General features: G+C 38.0%; 16 protein-coding genes, 1 riboswitch and 1 other annotated feature. Of the genes, 3 read left to right on the top strand and 13 right to left on the bottom strand.

Annotation, left to right across the window (positions count from 1 at the left end):
* Positions 1–169: 169 nt before the first annotated feature.
* From OR571_RS14835 to OR571_RS14850, 4 genes are all read right to left on the bottom strand, one after another.
* Positions 170–1,621, bottom strand: coding sequence for an alanine/glycine:cation symporter family protein (locus OR571_RS14835; RefSeq protein WP_282243843.1), 1,452 nt, complete (start codon positions 1,619–1,621; stop codon positions 170–172).
* Between the two features lie 481 nt (positions 1,622–2,102).
* Positions 2,103–3,260 carry a M20 aminoacylase family protein gene (locus tag OR571_RS14840; RefSeq protein WP_282243844.1) on the bottom strand — a complete coding sequence of 386 codons (1,158 nt, stop codon included), beginning with the start codon at positions 3,258–3,260 and terminating at the stop codon, positions 2,103–2,105.
* Between the two features lie 76 nt (positions 3,261–3,336).
* Entirely contained in the window at positions 3,337–4,563 is a 1,227-nt protein-coding gene (dpaL, locus tag OR571_RS14845) for a diaminopropionate ammonia-lyase (RefSeq protein WP_282243845.1), read from the bottom strand.
* 10 nt (positions 4,564–4,573) lie between these two features.
* On the bottom strand, positions 4,574–4,954 hold the full coding sequence (locus OR571_RS14850) for a RidA family protein (protein WP_282243846.1): 381 nt from the start codon (positions 4,952–4,954) through the stop codon (positions 4,574–4,576).
* 342 nt (positions 4,955–5,296) lie between these two features.
* Here OR571_RS14850 and OR571_RS14855 point away from each other — a divergent pair, with 342 nt between their 5' ends.
* Positions 5,297–5,959: a GntR family transcriptional regulator gene (locus OR571_RS14855; RefSeq protein ID WP_481900395.1), complete on the top strand. Its 663-nt coding sequence runs from the start codon at positions 5,297–5,299 to the stop codon at positions 5,957–5,959.
* Between the two features lie 139 nt (positions 5,960–6,098).
* Here OR571_RS14855 and OR571_RS14860 read toward each other — a convergent pair whose 3' ends face one another.
* Positions 6,099–6,983 carry an AraC family transcriptional regulator gene (locus tag OR571_RS14860; protein ID WP_282244195.1) on the bottom strand — a complete coding sequence of 295 codons (885 nt, stop codon included), beginning with the start codon at positions 6,981–6,983 and terminating at the stop codon, positions 6,099–6,101.
* 114 nt (positions 6,984–7,097) lie between these two features.
* Between OR571_RS14860 and OR571_RS14865 the strand changes: the two genes are divergently transcribed.
* On the top strand, positions 7,098–8,345 hold the full coding sequence (locus tag OR571_RS14865) for a Zn-dependent hydrolase (RefSeq protein ID WP_282243847.1): 1,248 nt from the start codon (positions 7,098–7,100) through the stop codon (positions 8,343–8,345).
* Positions 8,346–8,505: 160 nt separating this feature from the next.
* On the opposite strand, the gene pheT is transcribed toward OR571_RS14865, so the two are convergent.
* From pheT to OR571_RS14885, 4 genes are all read right to left on the bottom strand, one after another.
* Positions 8,506–10,917 (bottom strand): phenylalanine--tRNA ligase subunit beta, encoded by a 2,412-nt coding sequence (gene pheT, locus OR571_RS14870; RefSeq protein WP_282243848.1) that lies wholly within the window; start codon positions 10,915–10,917, stop codon positions 8,506–8,508.
* Positions 10,918–10,929: 12 nt separating this feature from the next.
* The gene (gene pheS, locus OR571_RS14875; protein WP_282243849.1) at positions 10,930–11,967 is read right to left on the bottom strand and encodes a phenylalanine--tRNA ligase subunit alpha; all 1,038 of its coding nucleotides are present in this window, start codon (positions 11,965–11,967) and stop codon (positions 10,930–10,932) included.
* Positions 11,968–12,145: 178 nt separating this feature from the next.
* Positions 12,146–12,381 (bottom strand) — a binding site (T-box leader).
* Between the two features lie 808 nt (positions 12,382–13,189).
* A complete protein-coding gene (locus tag OR571_RS14880; protein WP_142540253.1) occupies positions 13,190–13,438 on the bottom strand; it encodes a DUF3006 domain-containing protein in 249 nt (82 codons plus the stop codon).
* Entirely contained in the window at positions 13,425–14,615 is a 1,191-nt protein-coding gene (locus OR571_RS14885; protein ID WP_282243850.1) for an MBL fold metallo-hydrolase, read from the bottom strand. The genes OR571_RS14880 and OR571_RS14885 overlap by 14 nt, the downstream gene beginning before the upstream one ends.
* Before the next feature lie 129 nt (positions 14,616–14,744).
* Positions 14,745–14,789, top strand: a riboswitch (PreQ1 riboswitch).
* A 7-nt stretch (positions 14,790–14,796) separates the two neighbouring features.
* On the opposite strand from OR571_RS14885, the gene OR571_RS14890 reads away from it, so the two are divergent.
* The gene (locus OR571_RS14890; protein ID WP_282243852.1) at positions 14,797–15,279 is read left to right on the top strand and encodes a QueT transporter family protein; all 483 of its coding nucleotides are present in this window, start codon (positions 14,797–14,799) and stop codon (positions 15,277–15,279) included.
* 40 nt (positions 15,280–15,319) lie between these two features.
* Here OR571_RS14890 and OR571_RS14895 read toward each other — a convergent pair whose 3' ends face one another.
* From OR571_RS14895 to OR571_RS14910, 4 genes are all read right to left on the bottom strand, one after another.
* A complete protein-coding gene (locus OR571_RS14895) occupies positions 15,320–16,213 on the bottom strand; it encodes a glycine betaine ABC transporter substrate-binding protein (protein ID WP_282243854.1) in 894 nt (297 codons plus the stop codon).
* Between the two features lie 6 nt (positions 16,214–16,219).
* The gene (locus OR571_RS14900; RefSeq protein ID WP_282243855.1) at positions 16,220–16,864 is read right to left on the bottom strand and encodes an ABC transporter permease; all 645 of its coding nucleotides are present in this window, start codon (positions 16,862–16,864) and stop codon (positions 16,220–16,222) included.
* Positions 16,865–17,827, bottom strand: a complete 963-nt coding sequence (locus tag OR571_RS14905; protein WP_282243856.1) for an ABC transporter ATP-binding protein — start codon at positions 17,825–17,827, stop codon at positions 16,865–16,867. It lies immediately after the preceding gene.
* Between the two features lie 116 nt (positions 17,828–17,943).
* The gene (locus tag OR571_RS14910) at positions 17,944–18,957 is read right to left on the bottom strand and encodes an LLM class flavin-dependent oxidoreductase (protein ID WP_282243857.1); all 1,014 of its coding nucleotides are present in this window, start codon (positions 18,955–18,957) and stop codon (positions 17,944–17,946) included.
* Between the last annotated feature and the right edge of the window lies 1 nt (position 18,958).

Genomic DNA, 18,958 nt, shown 5'->3' on the forward strand with positions numbered 1-18,958 from the left:
CCATTATCGCGGATTTATGCCCCACAAAACAGGATTGTTCGTTAAATTATCAGTGGCGTCATCTTCAAGGTATCTAGTAATGATTTGGTAAATCTTTTGACGAAGCAACTACTCATTTGAATGAACATAAAAAAGTACGTGATTGGGATATTTAGATGGATAATTCAAATTATACTACTTTTTTATTTTTAGTCTCCACATCTGTTGATTCCTTATAATGAGGTTCATCTACATATGATAAATCAATTTTTGTAATATCTAAATCATAATTCCATCTAGGATTATCGTTGCCTTTTTCAACTTCTCTAAAATAATGTTGATAAATATATCTAACGTATTTAAAAAGAAGCAGTAAAGATATAACATTGATAAATACAATCATTCCTAAGATTAGATCGACAGCTGCCCAAATGACATTCAATTCTACAACACTTGCCATAACAAGGATAACAGCTAGTACGACTCTGTATGATAAAATAGGGTACTTCTTCTTATCTTTAAAAATATAAGTTAAATTGGATTCACCATAACGCATATCTGCTAATAGTGTCGTAAATCCGAATAAAAACATCGCCAAAAATACAATCCAACTTCCTAAATTCCCCAAAACAGAACCAAAAGCTGTTTGCAATAATAATATACCATCCTGGCCTGATTCTAATGATCCCGTCATCAAAATTGCTAATGCAGTAGCTGTACAAATAATAATGGTGGTGATAAAAGTACCAATCATCGCTAAAAATCCTTGGTCGACTGGATGTTTAACATCAGCAGAAGCATGCATCATTGCAGCAGAACCATTCCCTGCATCATTAGAAAACATTCCCCTAGCAACACCACTTCTAAATGCCTCTGCAACAGTCCACCCGACTACTCCACCAACTGCTGACTTCCCTGTGAATGCGCTTTCAAATATAGCATCAAAGATAGTTGGGATATAAGTAATGTTAATGATCACTATATAAAGCACAACTGAAAAGTAAACAAATACCATAAAAGGGACAATGAAAGTCGATACATTTACTAATCTTTTCATTCCCCCGATGGTTACTAAAAATGCCAAAATCACAACAATTATTCCAGGAATAATCGGATTAATATTAACGACGCCCGTAAAAGCGTTTGCAATTGAATTCGTCTGAATAGAAGCGATGGCAATACCTATACCAAACACATAAAGAAGTGAAATTAGAATAGCCAATGGCTTATTTCTCAAGCCTTTTTCAATGTAATAAGCCGGTCCCCCTTCGTAATTTCCGTCTTTATCTTTAATTCGAAAAGCTTGTCCTAGAACCGTTTCACTAAAACTTACAATCATACCAAACAACGCAGTCATCCACATCCAAAAAATGGCACCAGGACCACCTATAAATAATGCGCTACTCACACCCACTAGGCTCCCTGTACCTAATTGACCGCCGAGTGCAGCCATTAAAGTACCAAATCCAGATAGTCCACCTTCGTCACCTTTTAAACTCTTTTTCATGGTACTAAAAGCCCGAATAAAATGTTTTATCTGAGGGAAACCTAGTTTAATAGTGAAGTATAAACCAACACCTAGTAAAGTGTATCCGATTACATTTGCCCATAGCCAATCAGTTATAGTATAGATTATTTGCATAATTCCAACCCCTTCTATTTTCTACTTTATCCCACATTAACGGGCAGTAAGACTCCCACCTCAAGATTCAAGAAAAGCGATAAGATAAGTGAGAGATGAAGAAAACCCCCACTGATTGAAGTTTCACTTTATTGGACACAGAATCAAATGAAGATACAGCGTTGTAGATTTGCTGCATCACTTGTCATTGTCATAACGTTTATTAACAATTCTTCTTTCATATACTTGAGATACTGCAATAATAATGAATCTCGATGTGAAAGTTTTATACTCCCCACTATATTGATCATCTAGAGGTTTCCAATATTTTCAGATTAGTAATTCCCACAGTTTTACAATTATATTTGAACCCTTAACCAAGTCTATTTCATATATTATTAATTCATAATCGGGACAAGTAATACGAGAACCTTTAAGGAAGGAAAGAGGCTTACATAAACATAATGATTTGCAACCCCTTACATTCTTGTACAACGATACCTCAAATTGGTAATTTTAAACGAACGATTTCTGCAAAAAATTCTGCACCCAGAACTAAATTTTCATCTTTATAATCAAACTTAGCATGGTGAAGAGGATATACTTCTTCTCCCTCACGCTTACCACCTAGAAAGACATAGCATCCTGGTACTTTATCAATAAAATGCCCAAAATCCTCTGAACCCATCATCGGTAGTGCATTATCCACGACATTTTCTTCTCCAAGTACATTTATAGCTGCTTGCACGACTGTATGATGACATTCCTCCCAATTAATCGTTGGGGAAAAAGAGTTTCTATAAGTGAATTCGCAGGTTGCCCCGTTAGCTTCACAAATACTTTCACAAATGGCTTGCATTCTCTCTTTAATAAGAGATTGAACTTCTGGTTTGTAGCTTCTACAGTCACCAGTTATGACGACATTAGTAGGTATTACATTAACTGTCCCGTCAGTATGAATTTCAGTACAAGAAACAACCGCTGTGTCAGTCGGATCAATATTTCTTGCTACAATGGTTTGTAATGCTAGTATTATTTGGGAAGCGATCACCAATGAGTCTACCCCCATGTTCGGAGCAGAAGCATGTCCTCCTTTCCCTTTTATACGAATTTCGAAGTTATCTTCACTTGCACAAATTCCTCCAACTTTAGAATGGATTTGCCCCTCCGGTAAACCAGGCATATTATGTAACCCATAAAATTCATCAATTGGGAATCGCTCAAATAAGCCATCTTTAAGCATTGCAAGTGCCCCTTCACCATGTTCCTCCGCAGGTTGGAAAATGAAACGAACGGTTCCATTAAAGTTTTTTCGATCCGCAAGTAGTTTTGCTGCACCAAGTGCGGTGGCAACATGTCCATCGTGCCCGCAGGCATGCATCTTACCAGGATATTTCGAAGCATATGGTAGATTGGTTTCTTCCTGAATGTTTAAAGCATCCATATCCGCACGAATTCCGATAATTCCTGTGCCATTGCCGTTTTTTAATGTACCAACCACTCCGGTTTTTCCAATTCCCGCAACCACTTCATAGCCCATTTCTGATAATTTTTCTGCAACAAATTGAGATGTATTTTCTTCTTCAAAAGCAGTTTCAGGATGCGAGTGAAGATAGTGCCTCCAATTAATAAGCTGATCCTTTAAATTTTCATTGCTCATATTAACTACTCTCCCCTATGACTTTTTTGGTGATTAACTTTTACTAAAATCCTCTGTAAAGTCGCTCTTTCCTTACTTATATGGATGGACATGCCCCGTCCCATATTACTTTTCTAAAATGATCTGGATCCGTGTCACCTTCTGTGCTTATAATAAGAATTTTCGAATCCTCATTTAAATTCAATGCATTTTTCATATCATGGAGCATATCATTTTCAGCCAGTAGACTAGCTAAGCCCACACCAACTGCACCTGATTCTCCTGAAATAATATGCTGGTCACTACCTAATGGGTTTGCAAGAATTCTCATACCTCGTGCAGCTACGTAATCCGGACAAGAAACAAAGATCTCAGCATAATCTTTTAAAATACCCCAAGAAGTTGTACTCGGTTCCCCACATGCTAAACCAGCCATTATTGTAGACAAAGCGCCCGTTACTGAATGTGGCTCTCCATCCCCGACATCAATGGATTTGTATAAGCATGCTGCTGCATCCGGTTCGATGATAACCGTAGTAGGACGTTCATCTCCGAATCTATCTACTAAGTATCCAAGCATGCTACCAGCAAAGGATCCGACCCCAGCTTGTAAAAACACATGCGTAGGTTTGTCATCACCAGATTCAGCAACCTGATCTATAGCTTCATCCAGTAGAGTTACATACCCCTGCATTATCCAAGTTGGAACCTTTTCATATCCATCCCAAGCTGTGTCCTGTAGCAAAACCCAGCCATTTTCTTTAGCCTTCTGACTAGCCAGACGAACAGTATCATCATAGTTAAGATCTGTTATCGAAGCGTCTGATCCTTCTTTTCGTATATTGTTCAATCTTATTTCTGAAGACCCTTTTGGCATATATACGACTGATTTTTGTCCCAACTGGTTTGCAGCCCAAGCTATTCCTCTGCCATGATTTCCATCCGTTGCTGTTACAAAAGTAATCTCTCCAAGTTTCTCTTTTACTTCTTTACTTCTCAGTTTTTCAAAAGAAAGAGCTGAAATATCAACGTTTAATATTTCTGACAAATATTTACCAACAGCAAATGACCCTCCTAATACTTTAAAGGCATTCAGTCCAAATCTATAAGATTCGTCTTTCACCCAAATACGGCTAACTCCCAATTGTTTAGACAACTTATCTAAACTGTGAAGTGGAGTTACCTTATACTCTGGAAAGCTTTTGTGAAAGTTTCTTACCTTTTCAGCAATTTCACCACTCATAAATTCAACCGATGCTTTCTCGCTATCTGTTCTTTCTGCACTTTTATTGATAATATAGTTAATTTCCATTAAATTTTTCATTTTTAATCTCCTATTCTAAAATGGCAATGACTTCTATTTCTACACCGACATCTCTAGGTAACCTAGATACCTCAACACAGCTTCTCGCAGGATAATTTCCTTCAAAAAACTCTCCATATATTTCATTTACCGCAGAAAAATGAGATAAGTCTTTTAAAAACACTGTTGTTTTAACAACATTTTCTAAAGAAGCACCGGCTTTCTCTACTATTTCTTTCACATTTATTAAAGATTGTTTTGTTTGTTCTTTTATATCCTCCGAAATTTCACCTGTTTTCGGATTTACAGGAAGTTGACCAGATACAAAGATCAACTTATCCTTTTTTATCGCTTGGGAATACGGTCCAATAGCTCCCGGTGCATTTTCTGCGATAATTACTTCTTTTACCATAATTGAATTCCTCCTTTGGGTTTCTTATTATTGTCTAATCATATTAAGCTTCACACTTATCGTAAGAAAAGAGTTACTGACTGAAGCAAAAAATAACATTAGAATATATACGCTTCCAAATTGACTTTGCGTATTTTTTTCTCCAGCTATAATTTATTTTTATAAGAGTAATATATCACACTTCACATACTAGTCAACACAATTTTTTTCATTCGACAAAAAATTTAAATAATTTATTCTAATTGTATTCCCCTTCCCCTATTCTCCTTAAAGCTTATAAATTGAAAGCAAATTGTGGTATATTACATATTAAGAATGATTTTTCCAGCGAGGTGCTAGAAGGTGACAATTGAGAAGAATGAAACTAAATTAAAGCGGACGTTTATGAAGGATGAGGTATACAATAAGCTGCGAACGTGGATTGTAACTGGAGAACTTGAACCGGGCACAAAATTAAGAGATCAGGATTTATCTGAACAGCTAGGCATTAGCCGCACCCCTATCCGAGAAGCTTTACTTAGATTAGAAAGTGATGGGCTTGTGGTGACTAAGGCTAATAGGTGGACGTTAGTATCTCCAATTGATTTAAATGGAGCTAAAAGTATCTATTCCATTGTATGGACACTGGAGCGCTTAGCTTTGGAACAGGCCCTTCCTCATTTTTCTTCCATAGACATCGAAGAATTGGAGCATCTTAATGAAAGTTTTAAAACAGCCATTGCAACCGGAGATATTTATGCAATACTTCAGGCAGATAACAAATTTCATCATAAAATTATTCAGCTATCAAATAATTTAGAATTACCTCCATTACTCTCGAGTTTAAAAGTAAGGATTCAAAGAATAGAAATACATTATTTCAGTCATATCGATGCCAAGTACACATCCTATCATGAGCATCAACAAATAATTGATGCCATTAAAAAACAGGATTTACAACTTGCAATTGATACTATTAAAGCAAACTGGAAAAATAGCTTAGATCGTATTCAACTAGATAACTAAACAGGAAAAGTAGCTCCAAAATAGTTTTACTTTCTCTTTTTTATTTGTAAGGCTTTATTAAATTAGATTTTTCAACAAAAAGAGTGAGGATTTCTTCCATATGGTTATTATCACATGGTAAAATCCTCACTCCTTTTCACTATTGTCTATTAATTTTAGTATTTTTGTATTCTAGCGGAGTCATGTTTATAGAAGCTTTGAATTTATTAATAAAATAGCTTGTACTATTAAAGCCTACTTGATAAGCAACTTCAGTAATAGTAGCATCACCCTGCTGCAATAAATATAGACTTTTTTGAATACGATAATCTATAACATAATTTAATGGAGTACTTTTTAAAAACCGCTTGAAATACCGGCAGCATTCGGAACGGCTCAGCTGACCAGCCCTCGCAATATCTTCTAACATCATTTTTTCTGCATAATGCTCATGTATCCAACTTAACATTTGCTTCACTCGCTGATTTTTTAATATTTCTGTTTGAATATATTCTAATTTACAACCATTATTAATTAATTTTTTCCAAATTAAGGCTAGTTGAATCGTTATATCGATTTCATAGTATTGGAATTTTTGCTGCATACATTGATAGATTTCTAATATAGCGTCTAATATATTTTTCCCCCATAACTCATTTGCTTCAATGTACAAGTAAGGTAAATTAGTCGCTTGAATATAAGGCTTGACGTAAGTAGTATAGAGTTCTTGTGATAAAACAAAATTAGGAGAAAGATTTAAACATATATAGATGCAGCCTGAATGCTCCTTATCTTGTGCCATATGCAGGCTTCCGCTATTTATAAACAGTCCATCACCTTCTCGAACCTCTAACCAATCCTCATTAACTTGAAAGATTGCTTCTCCCTTTACGACTAAAACAAATTGAATTTCGTCATGCCAATGAAGTGGAATATAGCCATGAATATTTTGATCAATGGTGATTTTATAACATGCAAGGGGCATCACAACTGTATTATGCTTCGTTAGATCTTTTAAACTATCGTCAATAACAAAATTTTTCATTTGCATCATGAACACCTCAATATATTTCTATTATTCTATTCAATAATCGTATTATTCAAACAAATATTCCATTACTATAACATTATCATTTCATTTTTAAAAGGAGACTTAAACATGATCAATACTCAATACAATCTATCCATCAACTCCAAACGTCTATTCGGCCACCTTCAAGAGCTTGGGCTAATGGGGGTAGACAATGACAAGAAACGAACCAGATTAGCTGCTTCAGATACGGATAAAGCCGGACGTGACCTATTCGTCAATTGGTTGAAGGAAGCAGGATTGGAAGTTGAAATCGACAGAATCGGTAATATTTTTGGGATCTGGTATGGTAATGAAAATAGAAAGGAAGCACCACTATTATTAGGCTCGCATATCGATACAGTCATTAACGCAGGTATGTACGATGGATGCTATGGTGTACTTGCTGGTCTTGAAGTTATAACCACTTTAAAAGAAAAAGGTTTTATACCAACTCGTCCAATTGCAGTTGCAGCATTTACTAATGAAGAGGGAGTACGATATCAGCCCGACATGATGGGATCCCTCGTGTACGCTGGTGGGCTCTCAGTGGACGATGCACTTGCATCTAAAGGCACGGATGGCACACGATTAGGCAAGGAACTTGAACGTATTGGATATGCCGGTACGAAGGAGCCTGGCTTTTTAAAGCCACATGCTTATATTGAGCTTCATATTGAACAAGGACCAATTCTTGACAAAATGGGTATCCCAATCGGAGCTGTTGAGAATCTTCAAGGCATTACTTGGCAGCGTATCACGATAGAAGGTGTTGCAAACCACGCAGGTACTACACCGACTGATATGCGACGTGATGCAGGACTTGCTGCTGCGCGGGTAATAACATATTTACGCGATCTCGCGAACAATTCAAATGGATTGACGGTTGCAACAGTTGGAACTATTGATTTTAAGCCCAATGCTGTTAATGTCATCCCCTCTATGGCAACATTCACAGTTGATTTGCGTAATCCAAACGAACAGAGATTGCAAGAAGAGGAGCAAGCACTTGCAGGCTACCTAAAAGAACTAGCGACATCTGAAGGAGTTTCCATTAGATCCGAACAACTAGTACGTTTTAACCCTGTTACCTTTGACCAAACAATTGTTCAATTGATAGAGCAAGTTACTAGCGACCACGGCCTCCAGTCAAGACGAATGACATCAGGTGCAGGGCATGATGCCCAAATGATGGCTCGCATTTGCCCAACAGCTATGATTTTCGTCCCAAGTATTGATGGTATTAGTCATAATCCAAAGGAATATACAAGAGATTCAGACTTAATAGTTGGAGCTAATGTTTTACTTAACGTAGTTAGCCAGCTTACAGGCAAATAATCATTTATGTCCAGATTTTTCGAACGCACTTGAAAAGTCTGGACGTCTAGTGCTCAAATATAAATACGAATGTGCTGTAGTAGTATACGATGGACAAACAACGGGTCTAGTTGAACGAAAAAAAGGAACAACACCATTATCGGTGCTGCTCCTTTTTACATTATCCTCTAAGTTCTGCTCCTGCTTGTTCTGCAAGTGCTTTTAATACTTTGTTATGGGCATTTACCACTTCTTCATCCGTTAATGTACGTTCTGGATCGAAATAAGTTAGAGAGAATGCAACCGATTTTTTACCTGGCTCCATTTTTTCTCCTTCGTATAAATCGAATAGATGTACAGCTTTTAATAGACGTCCACCAGATAATTGGATGATTGCTTGGAGTTCTCCAGCCGCTTTTTCGCTGTCTACTACTAAAGCAATATCTCGTGTGATCGATGGGAATTTAGAAACTGGTGCATAGTATAAGGCTTCTACTTCTTTGTTTAATACTTTTGCTAAGTTTAGTTCTACTACATACGTATCTTTTAAATCACGTACTTTCTGTTCAGACGGATGCAATTGTCCGATTAAACCAATTCCTTCTCCTGCAAGTTTAATCGATGCAGTACGTCCCGGATGTAATCCTTCTACTACTGCACGTTCAAAAGTAAGTTCTTTTGAATGACCAAGTAGCTCCATTAATCCTTCGATGATTCCTTTTAGTACGAAGAAATCGACTGCTTTTTTCTCACCTTGCCAGCTGTGGTCCACCCATTTACCAGCAATTACTGCTGCTAAATGTTCTTGTTCATGAGGCAGACCCGATTCTGTTTCACCTAAGAAAACAGAACCAACTTCATAAAGAGCCACTGTATCTGCTTGGCGAGCAGTGTTATACGATACGGCATCTAGTAAATGCGGGATTAAACTTTGACGAAGCGTGCTGCGTTCTTCACTCATAGGCATTAATAGCTCTGTTACTGGTGCAGTTTCTAATGCAAATTTTTGAGACATTTCTTTTGAAGTTAATGAATAAGTGATTGCTTGATAAAGGCCTGCACCCTCTAAGTAAGCACGAACTTGACGACGTTTTGCTTGGTAAGACGTTAGTCCGCCTGGTTTAGATTCTTCTACTGGAAGTGTCATTGGGATTTCATCATACCCGTACATACGCGCGATTTCTTCTACAATGTCTTCTGGAATCTTAATATCTTGACGACGAGTCGGTGCATTAATGTATAAATAACCATTTGCCGCTTGGTGATCAAATTTTAATCTCGTTAGAATAGAAGTCATATCTTCTAATGAAATTTTCATCCCTAAACGATTGTTGATAAAGTCTGGAGATACAACAACTTCAACAGGTGTTTTGTCTAATTCATCTACCACAACAGACCCTGCTAGCACTTCTCCACCAGCTAGTTCAGCAAGTAGACTTGCCGCACGCTCTGCCGCTAAAATAACACGATTCGGATCAACACCTTTTTCAAAACGAGCGCTTGCATCACTGCGTAAATTTTGGTCTTTGGACGTTTGACGAACAGACCCTCCTGCAAAATAAGCAGATTCAATGGCAACCGTTGTTGTACCGTCATGCACTTCTGAATTCGCTCCACCCATTACCCCAGCGATAGCGACTGGCTCTTTACCATTTGTGATGACTAAATTATTCGATTTAAGCGTACGTTCTTGATCATCTAGTGTAACAATCTTTTCCCCTTCATTTGCAAGACGAATGACAAGTTCCTTTGTTTCTAGACGGTCATAGTCAAATGCATGAAGTGGTTGGCCGTATTCCATTAATACATAGTTTGTAATATCGACTACATTATTGTGTGGACGAACTCCAGCTGCCATTAGTCGGTGCTGTAACCAAAGTGGTGATTCTTTAATTTGTACATTTTTTACTACTTTTGCTACATACATCGGATTTTCTTCGATTGCATCTACACGCAAGCTTAAGTAATCCGAAGCTTTTTCATCGCTTTCTGTGTACGTTGCTTCTGGGTATTTCATATCTTCCGATAAAATAGCTCCAACTTCGTAAGCAACTCCAAGCATACTTAAAGCATCCGAACGGTTTGGTGTTAACCCAAGTTCAAGAATCGTGTCATCTAATCCAAGTAGTGGAAGTGCACTTTCCCCAGGAACGGCTGTTTCTGGAAGCACATAAATACCTTCTGCATAAGCTTTTGGTACGAGTCTTCCTTCAATGCCAAGCTCTTGAAGTGAACAAATCATACCATTCGATTCTTCTCCACGTAGTTTTGCTTTTTTTATTTTGATTCCACCAGGAAGTACTGCTCCTGGACGTGCAACGATTACTTTTTGCCCTTCTGCCACGTTTGGAGCTCCACAAATAATTTGTGTTGTTTCTTCTCCAACGTCTACTTGGCAAATATTGAGTTTGTCTGCTTCCGGATGTTTAACACATTCCTTCACATATCCTACTACTACATTTGTCATCCCTTGTGTACGGTCAATTACTGCATCCACTTCGATACCAGAGCGAGTAATTTTTTCCCCTAAATCTTTTGGATCAAGTCCTTGTGTATTCACATATTCTGCTAACCATTTCGTAGAAACTAACATGTCATTTCCTCCTTACACTTCTGTTCGGTGGAATTGCGATAAGAAACGCACATCATTTGTATAGAAATGACGAATATCTTCCACTCCATATTTCAACATTGCAATACGTTCTGGGCCCATACCAAATGCAAAGCCAGAAAGTTTTTTCGAATCATATCCAGCCATTTCTAAAACATTCGGATGCACCATACCAGCACCTAAAATTTCAATCCAGCCTGTTTTCTTACAAACATTACAACCACTGCCGCCACATTTGAAACAAGAGATATCCATTTCAACAGATGGTTCTGTGAATGGGAAGAAGCTTGGACGTAGGCGGATTTCACGATCTTCTCCAAACATTTTTTTCGCAAATACAGAAAGTGTTCCTTTTAAATCACTCATGCGAATATTTTCGCCAATAACAAGCCCTTCGATTTGTGTAAATTGGTGAGAATGCGTCGCATCATCGTTGTCACGGCGGTATACTTTCCCCGGGCAAATAATTTTAATTGGCTTTCCTTCTTTTGCTTCCATCGTACGAGCTTGCACTGGTGATGTGTGTGTGCGAAGCAGAATGTCCTCTGAGATGTAAAAAGAATCTTGCATATCACGAGCCGGGTGACCTTTTGGTAAGTTCAACGCTTCGAAATTGTAGTAATCTTTTTCTACTTCTGGACCTTCTGCGATTTCATAGCCCATGCTAATGAATAAATCTTCAATTTCTTCTACCACACGAGTTAGTGGATGATGATTTCCTGTTTTCACAGGGCGACCTGGTAATGTCACATCAAGTGATTCTTTTTCTAATTGCGCTTGAATCGCTTGTTCTTGTAGAAGAGTCATGCGAGCTTCTAGCACTTCTGTTACCTCTTCACGAACTACATTTACAAGAGCTCCCATTTTAGGACGTTCTTCTGCAGGAAGTTTACCCATTCCTTTTAATAGATCCGTAATCGGTCCTTTTTTCCCTAAATATGCAACACGCACATCATTTAATTCTTTGACATTCTGAGAAGCTTCAATTTTTTGTAATGCTTCTTCTTTTAACTGTTGAAGTTGTGCTTCCATGTTTTGTTGATCTCTCCTTCTCGTTCAAATTCGCCTTGGCGTATTTGTGTCTAGATTTTGCATCGAGCTCGCCTCGATGAACTCCTTTACAAAATCTATGACATCCGCCGGAGGCTGTCTCATTTCAATCAGCATGCCTTTAGCTGATTGAAATGAGACAAAAAAACCCCGCCCCTATAAAAGGGACGAGGACTAATTTCGCGGTACCACCCTGATTATTGCACTTTCAAATTTGTGCAATCACTCAATTCGACTAACGGCTCTACACCGGCACACCTTTACAGTCAATGACTGGTCCCGGTGGCAGCTAGCGGGGTGAACTTCTATATGCATTCTCTATTTACACTTTCAGTCAAGGTGTAAAATTCCTTTTTTCAAATCGGCATATATACTTTTCCCGATGACAGCTTTTATATATCAAGTTATATTCATTATACGAAGTTTTAAACGTTACTTCAAGTGTGATTTATTTTATATTGCGCATAATAGGGAAACTGTGCGGTAGTGAGTTGAATGATGTGGACGCTTGGATTTCCGCTACAGGGTGAACGCTTTCCGCGGGTACGGCTTCAATCTCCTCGGAGCTCCGTAAACAAATGCTCCTGCGGTTACTCGTCGCAAAGACATTGGTCAAACAAAGTTCGACCAATGTCTTTCCTGCGGGGCTTTCAGCTCGTACTGTTCCCGCTGGAGTCGCCACCCCTTCGCTACAATCCAATAGAGTTTGCTATTTACTCCATAAGGAGACACTAAATTTTCTATGGGTGAAAACCTTTGATTAGTTGAAAAGATATACTATCTAGCGATTGTTATCTATTGTTGGGAACCATTACTTGAATAGCTAATAGCTACTGTACATAAAATGATTTTAAATAAGAAACAGCTGGACAGTGGTAAATAAATTAAAGAGCTTTTTTGCATTTAATTATGGATTAGTCAGCAAGTTCTATTGATGGGAGCGCAAGGCGGCGACACCTGCGGGATCAGCGGGACAGGTGAGACCCCGCAGGAGCGTGCGACGAGGAGGCTCACCGCCCGCCCCGCGGTAAGCGTCCGCCTGGAGCGGAAATCAATTGCCTTTGCCGTATCTCTTACGTCGCAGTTTCCCTATAATGTTACTCGAAAAAAGTTATCCACATGCTAAGTCTTCTATAGTTTCCTAACCAACAAAAATACAGTTATGTTACCTGGTATCCGTAACATAACTGTATCAATAAAAAGTTTACTTTTGCTGATTCTTCAGCTTTTCTAATAAACCACGTACTTTTTCTCTTTGTTTCTCTGTGTCTGCTACTAATCTTTCCACTTTATATGTGTCATTTTCGATAGAGATAAGGACAATATCCCCCTCTTTTACTTCTTCATCAAGTTCAGAAATAGGAATGTGCAATCTTTCTGTCTCATTTGGGTATTTTAAAAATACTGCGAGCTCTCCTTCTACTCGATCAAGTGTGTATTTATTTGAGTTCACTCATCACTACCCCTTTCTCATTTAATAATTGCGCTGTATCTCCTTCGTTTCTCCACATTTGTCTATTCGTCCATTTCAAATGTATACCGTCTTCTTTTGCTTCAGGACCGCTTGTTACATATAAAGTTTCACCCGGCTGAATAGATATATCTGGAAAGTTATATACTTGATTGCCCGCTACGGAAACCAGCTGCCAACCTTCCATGTTCACTGCTGCATTTCCTTGGTTTGTAATACCAACGATTTCTTCCCGAACATCTTTCTCTGATATGAAAAGCGGTGTTTCTGCTACTGTTTCCTTTTCAGCAGGAAATGAATCCGCCGAAACATTATAATCTCTTCCATCTGTCTCCACTACAATGTTTCCTAATTCTGCTGTACTATAAATTTCTGCGTTCGCTTTTTTCAATCTCGTCACAACGATAGGAGTAGGGTGACCATACATATTATTTTCCCCATAACTTAAAATTGCTACTTCTGGTTGAACCTCACGGATAAAAGCGTCCGAACTACTTGTATCCGAACCATGATGTCCCGCTTTTAATACAGTAGATTTTAGGTCATATTTTTTTATCATGCTTTTCTCCACAGCTGCATCAGCGTCCCCAGTTAACAAGAACGACACGTCCTTATATTGGACCTTCAACACTATAGAAGCTTCATTATTTTCGTTGGCATCATCACTCGTATGCAAGACAGTTATTTCTACATCCGAATCTAAAGGAATTGTATCACCTATACTTGGTACAACAAATGGGATATGCTTGTCCAAAATAAGCTGTAGCATCTGTTCATACGTGTCTGTACTATGCTCTTTTCCTGAATCTACAAAGTTTTTAATGGAAACAGAGTTTAATACGGAGAGTAGTCCACCAATATGATCCGCATCTGGATGAGTTGCTACCACATAATCTAACTTCTCCACTCCCTGTTGCCGTAAATAATTCACTACGTCCTTTCCTTTTTCTTTTTTCCCTCCGTCAATAAGCATATTCTTCCCTGCAGGAGATTGAATGAGTATAGAATCTCCTTGTCCAACATCTATAAAATGAACGCTCATTTCTTTTTTGGCGTTTGTTTCTACGTTTTTTTCTTGGCTTTTATTTTGCATTTCCATCGTGCAGCCAAATGTTATGAAAATCAAAAAAGCACTTATGATTGATATTATATATTTCATTTTTTACCTTCCTTTTTTAGCCTTACTATTTTACCATAGAGATATTCATTGTTGGAACTCCACTTAATGAGTTTTAAAAATCCCTTGACAATCGCCCCATACTTGTCATATAATCATCAACTGTGATTATAAAATGTGGTTCGAGAACCTCCCACATAAAAAAACTAAGGAGAAATGAATAATGAAAACAAAAACACTAGCAATAAGTGGTATTATTGCGGCTTTATATGTTGCTGTTTCACTTCTAATTGCGCCTTTTGCATTTGGTCCGTTACAGTTTCGTATTGCTGAAATGTTCAACCACCTAATTGTCTTTAATAAAAAATACTTTTTTGGAATAGTATTAGGTGTAATCGTAACGAATATGTTTTCCCCTATGGCTGCATATGATCTAACTTTTGGGGTAGCACATTCAATCATTACGTTATCACTTACTATTTTTGCTTCGAAGTTTATTAATGGACATATGGCACGCATGATATTCAATACGTTAATCTTTACGTTCACGATGTTTATCATTGCATTCGAGTTAAAACTTGCATTTGATCTACCGTTTTTCTATACATGGTTAACAGTTGCAGCAGGTGAATTCGTAGTTTTAGCAGTAGGAATTCCTATTGTAGCTGCTTTAAACAAACGATTAAATTTCAAATCATTGATTTAAATAACGTGCACCCGATTCTAACTAGAACCGGGTGCTGTTTTTATTTTTGTATCAAACCTTTCTCCACTAAGAAATCATGCGCAACGTCTTCCGCTTTTTCTCCGTCCATATCTACTTTTGCATTCATCTTTAACATATCCTCTTCGGAAATTTTCCCTGCCAGTTCATTTAATACTTTTTCGAGTTCTGGAAACTTTTCCAACGCATCTAAACGAATAACTGGTGCAGCATCATACTTAGGGAAAAATCCTAAATCATCTTGTGTTGTCTGTAATTCAAAACGTTCAATGCGCCCATCTGTTGTAAATGCCGGAATCACATCGACTTCCCCATTTTTTACAGCCTCATACATAAGATTTGGATCGAGACTTTTCGTTTCCGTGAATGTGAAGGGATAAGAATTGATTAAATCATCAAAACCGTCTCCTTGTCGTTCATAAAAAGCATGAGGCGCCCCAAAGACCATATCCCCAAACCTAGAGACCTCTACAAGATCTGAATAAGTCTTTGCGTCATAATCTTTGTCTTTCGCATAGGCTAAAGTATACGTATTTTCAAATCCTAGTGGGGTTAACCAAGTTGCTTGGAATTTTTCTTCATACCCTTTTTTCACTCGCTCCAACACACTTTCGGAGCTTTCTCCAACCTCAGATTCTTCTTTTAGAACATCCTTTAAACCTGTACCTGTATATTCTACATATAAGTCTATATCGCCTTTCTCAAGAGCTGGTGTCATAATCGCCACTTCTCCAAGTCCTTCTTTATACTCCACTTGATAATCTGTATGCTCTTCAATATATTGTCCTAAAATTTGTGGCAGTATATATTGTTCCGTCCAAGGTTTTCCACCAATAACTAGTGTTTCCTCTGAATTCGTACAGGCACCCAATAAAAGAGTCGATGCAACCCCTATCGTAACGAACATTTTCTTCATACGTCATCATCTCCCAGTCTTTAATCCTTTTGGTGTCGCTTTTTTCTCAATCCACTTCAAGATAAGATCAAACAAAATGGCTAATATTGTAACAGGTAATGCCCCTGCTAAGACGAGCGCATTATTATATGATTGCAAACCTCTATAAATAACATCACCTAATCCACCTGCCCCAACAAAAGTAGCAAGTGTCGCAATACCCACCGTCAAAACGGTAGCTGTTCGAATTCCTGCCATGATAAAGGGTAAAGCTAGCGGAAACTCAATCTGACGCAACAATTGACCTGTCGTCATTCCCATTCCACGACCTGCTTCAATAATAGAATCATCGATTGTTGTAATGCCTGTATATGTATTTCGTAAAATAGGTAAAAGTGCATAAATGATTAAGGCAATCAGTGCAGTCATAGTGCCTATTCCAATGAGTGGTACTAGAAAACCAAACAACGCTAGACTAGGAATAGTTTGAAAAATAGCAGTCACTCCAATAATCGGTTCCGCAAGTCTTCGATACCTAGCTACAAAAATTCCTAGCGGTAATGCGATACCAATACCTATCGCTAAAGCAATAAAAGATAAATAAATATGTTGTAAAAATGCTTCTTGTATTAAATCACTTCTACTGAAAAATGTGTCTAAAAATGTTTGCATTTACGACACCTCTTCCTTTGTGAGCATTGCACGTAGAAGAGTGGATTGGTTTACAAAGCCTAATTCCTTATTTCCTTTTTTTACAAGCAAGCTTTCGATTCCTACGTTTTCTAATAAATTGATCGCTTCTTCTACTAATATGTTTGCTTCCACGATTAAATAGGAGGATTGTTCGCTTCGATTAAATGAAGGGATTAAATCTTGTAGCTCACGCTTTCCAATTGATTTTTTTTGATTGATACGCTCAATACCTATGAAGTCCTGAACAAATTGATTGATGGGGCTCTCTATTAGTTCAGTAGGTGTACCTGTCTGCTCAATTTGACCGTTTCTCATGATGACAATTGTATCTGCTATTTTTAATGCTTCATCCATATCATGTGTAACAAATACGATTGTTTTCTTCAGTTTTTTTTGTATATTTTTTATTTCCATTTGTAATTGCTCTCGACTAATAGGGTCTAATGCGCTAAACGGTTCATCCATCAAAACGATATCTGGATTTCCGGCTAACGCTCTTACTACTCCTATTCGCTGCTGTTGCCCTCCGCTCAGCTCTAGTGGATATTTAGACAAGTATTCCTTCGGATCGAGGCCAACCATTTGCATTAATTCATAAACCTGTTCCGTTTTTTTTGTTTTTGTCCATCCTTTTAAATTTGGTACAAGCGATGCATTTCTTTCAACAGACATATGTGGAAACAAGCCAATTCGTTGAATAACGTAGCCAATTGTTTTTCGAAGCTCCACTGCGTCCACTGAAGAAACATCTTTACCACCTACATATACTTCTCCGGAGGTTGGAATTTCTAGCCGATTTATCATTTTCATCAATGTTGTCTTTCCGCAACCACTTGGACCAATAAGGACCACTAACTCTTCTGTGGGAATCGTTAATGAGACATCCTTTAGAGCTTCTGTCCCATCCCCAAACACTTTCGTTACCTTGTCAAATTGGATCAACTAATCTTTCCCCCTTATTACACTATATTTAACTGTTATTATATATACCCTAAAATGTCTGTTTGAAGCATAAAAAAACCAGATTCTCAATGTTATAGAATCTGGTTTGGTTCTTATTATTTCATCCCTGTCACTTCTGCTACAATTTCATAGGATCTTAAGCGAGCTTGATGGTCATATATCGTTGAGTTAATAATTATTTCATCTGCTCCAGTTTCCTCTAAAAATGCTTGAAGCTTCTCTTTTACTTCTGCTGGATTTCCAACAATAGTCGATTTTAATTGATGAAGAATACTATCTTTTTCAAGTGGATTCCAAATCCCCTCCATTGTTTCTACTGGCGGTTGTATCTGACTAGGCATATTTCGAATAAGACTTAAAAACTGTTGTTGATGGGTTGTAGAAAGTATTTTTGCTTCTTCTGTTGTATCCGCTGCAATGACATTAACACCAACCATTGCATATGGTTTATCTAAGACTGCTGATGGCTCAAAATAATGACGATATCTTTCAAGCGCTGGCAATGTATTTTCCGGTGAAAAATGACTTGCAAATGAAAAAGGTAGGCCTAACTGACCAGCTAATGTGGCACTAAAGCCACTCGATCCAAGAAGCCAAATTGGTATATCCTGTCCTTCTCCTGGAATAGCTCGGACTCTATTGTGTTTAGAATTTGCATCTAAATAACCTCGAAGCTCCTCTAATTGCTGAGGAAACTCATGTCCGCTGCTTCTAGAATCACGTCGAAGAGCCATCGCGGTTGTCTGATCCGTTCCTGGAGCTCTACCTAATCCTAAATCTATTCTACCTGGGTACATAGCTTCAAGCGTTCCAAATTGCTCTGCTATAACAAGAGGTGCATGGTTTGGCAGCATAATACCACCTGATCCGACGCGGATTTTTTCTGTGGCTGCAGCTACATATCCCATCACGACAGAGGTTGCTGAACTTGCAATCCCCGGCATACTATGATGCTCCGCAAGCCAGACACGATTATATCCCCACTTCTCTGCATGCTGTGCTAAATCTTTCGTATTTTGAAAGGCTGCTGCTGGAGTAGCCCCTTGAATAATGGGCGCTAAATCTAATACAGAATATTTGATTTGATCTAATGTTTTAGTTGCACTCAAT

It is taken from the genome of Psychrobacillus sp. NEAU-3TGS (assembly GCF_029955155.1).
GTDB lineage: Bacteria > Bacillota > Bacilli > Bacillales_A > Planococcaceae > Psychrobacillus.

Coding starts and splice junctions, on each gene's coding strand:
- OR571_RS14835 (WP_282243843.1), bottom strand. CDS start 1,621: ATGCAAATAATCTATACTATAACTGATTGGCTATGGGCAAATGTAATC.
- OR571_RS14840 (WP_282243844.1), bottom strand. CDS start 3,260: ATGAGCAATGAAAATTTAAAGGATCAGCTTATTAATTGGAGGCACTAT.
- dpaL (WP_282243845.1), bottom strand. CDS start 4,563: ATGAAAAATTTAATGGAAATTAACTATATTATCAATAAAAGTGCAGAA.
- OR571_RS14850 (WP_282243846.1), bottom strand. CDS start 4,954: ATGGTAAAAGAAGTAATTATCGCAGAAAATGCACCGGGAGCTATTGGA.
- OR571_RS14860 (WP_282244195.1), bottom strand. CDS start 6,983: ATGAAAAATTTTGTTATTGACGATAGTTTAAAAGATCTAACGAAGCAT.
- OR571_RS14865 (WP_282243847.1), top strand. CDS start 7,098: ATGATCAATACTCAATACAATCTATCCATCAACTCCAAACGTCTATTC.
- pheT (WP_282243848.1), bottom strand. CDS start 10,917: ATGTTAGTTTCTACGAAATGGTTAGCAGAATATGTGAATACACAAGGA.
- pheS (WP_282243849.1), bottom strand. CDS start 11,967: ATGGAAGCACAACTTCAACAGTTAAAAGAAGAAGCATTACAAAAAATT.
- OR571_RS14885 (WP_282243850.1), bottom strand. CDS start 14,615: ATGAAATATATAATATCAATCATAAGTGCTTTTTTGATTTTCATAACA.
- OR571_RS14890 (WP_282243852.1), top strand. CDS start 14,797: ATGAAAACAAAAACACTAGCAATAAGTGGTATTATTGCGGCTTTATAT.
- OR571_RS14895 (WP_282243854.1), bottom strand. CDS start 16,213: ATGAAGAAAATGTTCGTTACGATAGGGGTTGCATCGACTCTTTTATTG.
- OR571_RS14900 (WP_282243855.1), bottom strand. CDS start 16,864: ATGCAAACATTTTTAGACACATTTTTCAGTAGAAGTGATTTAATACAA.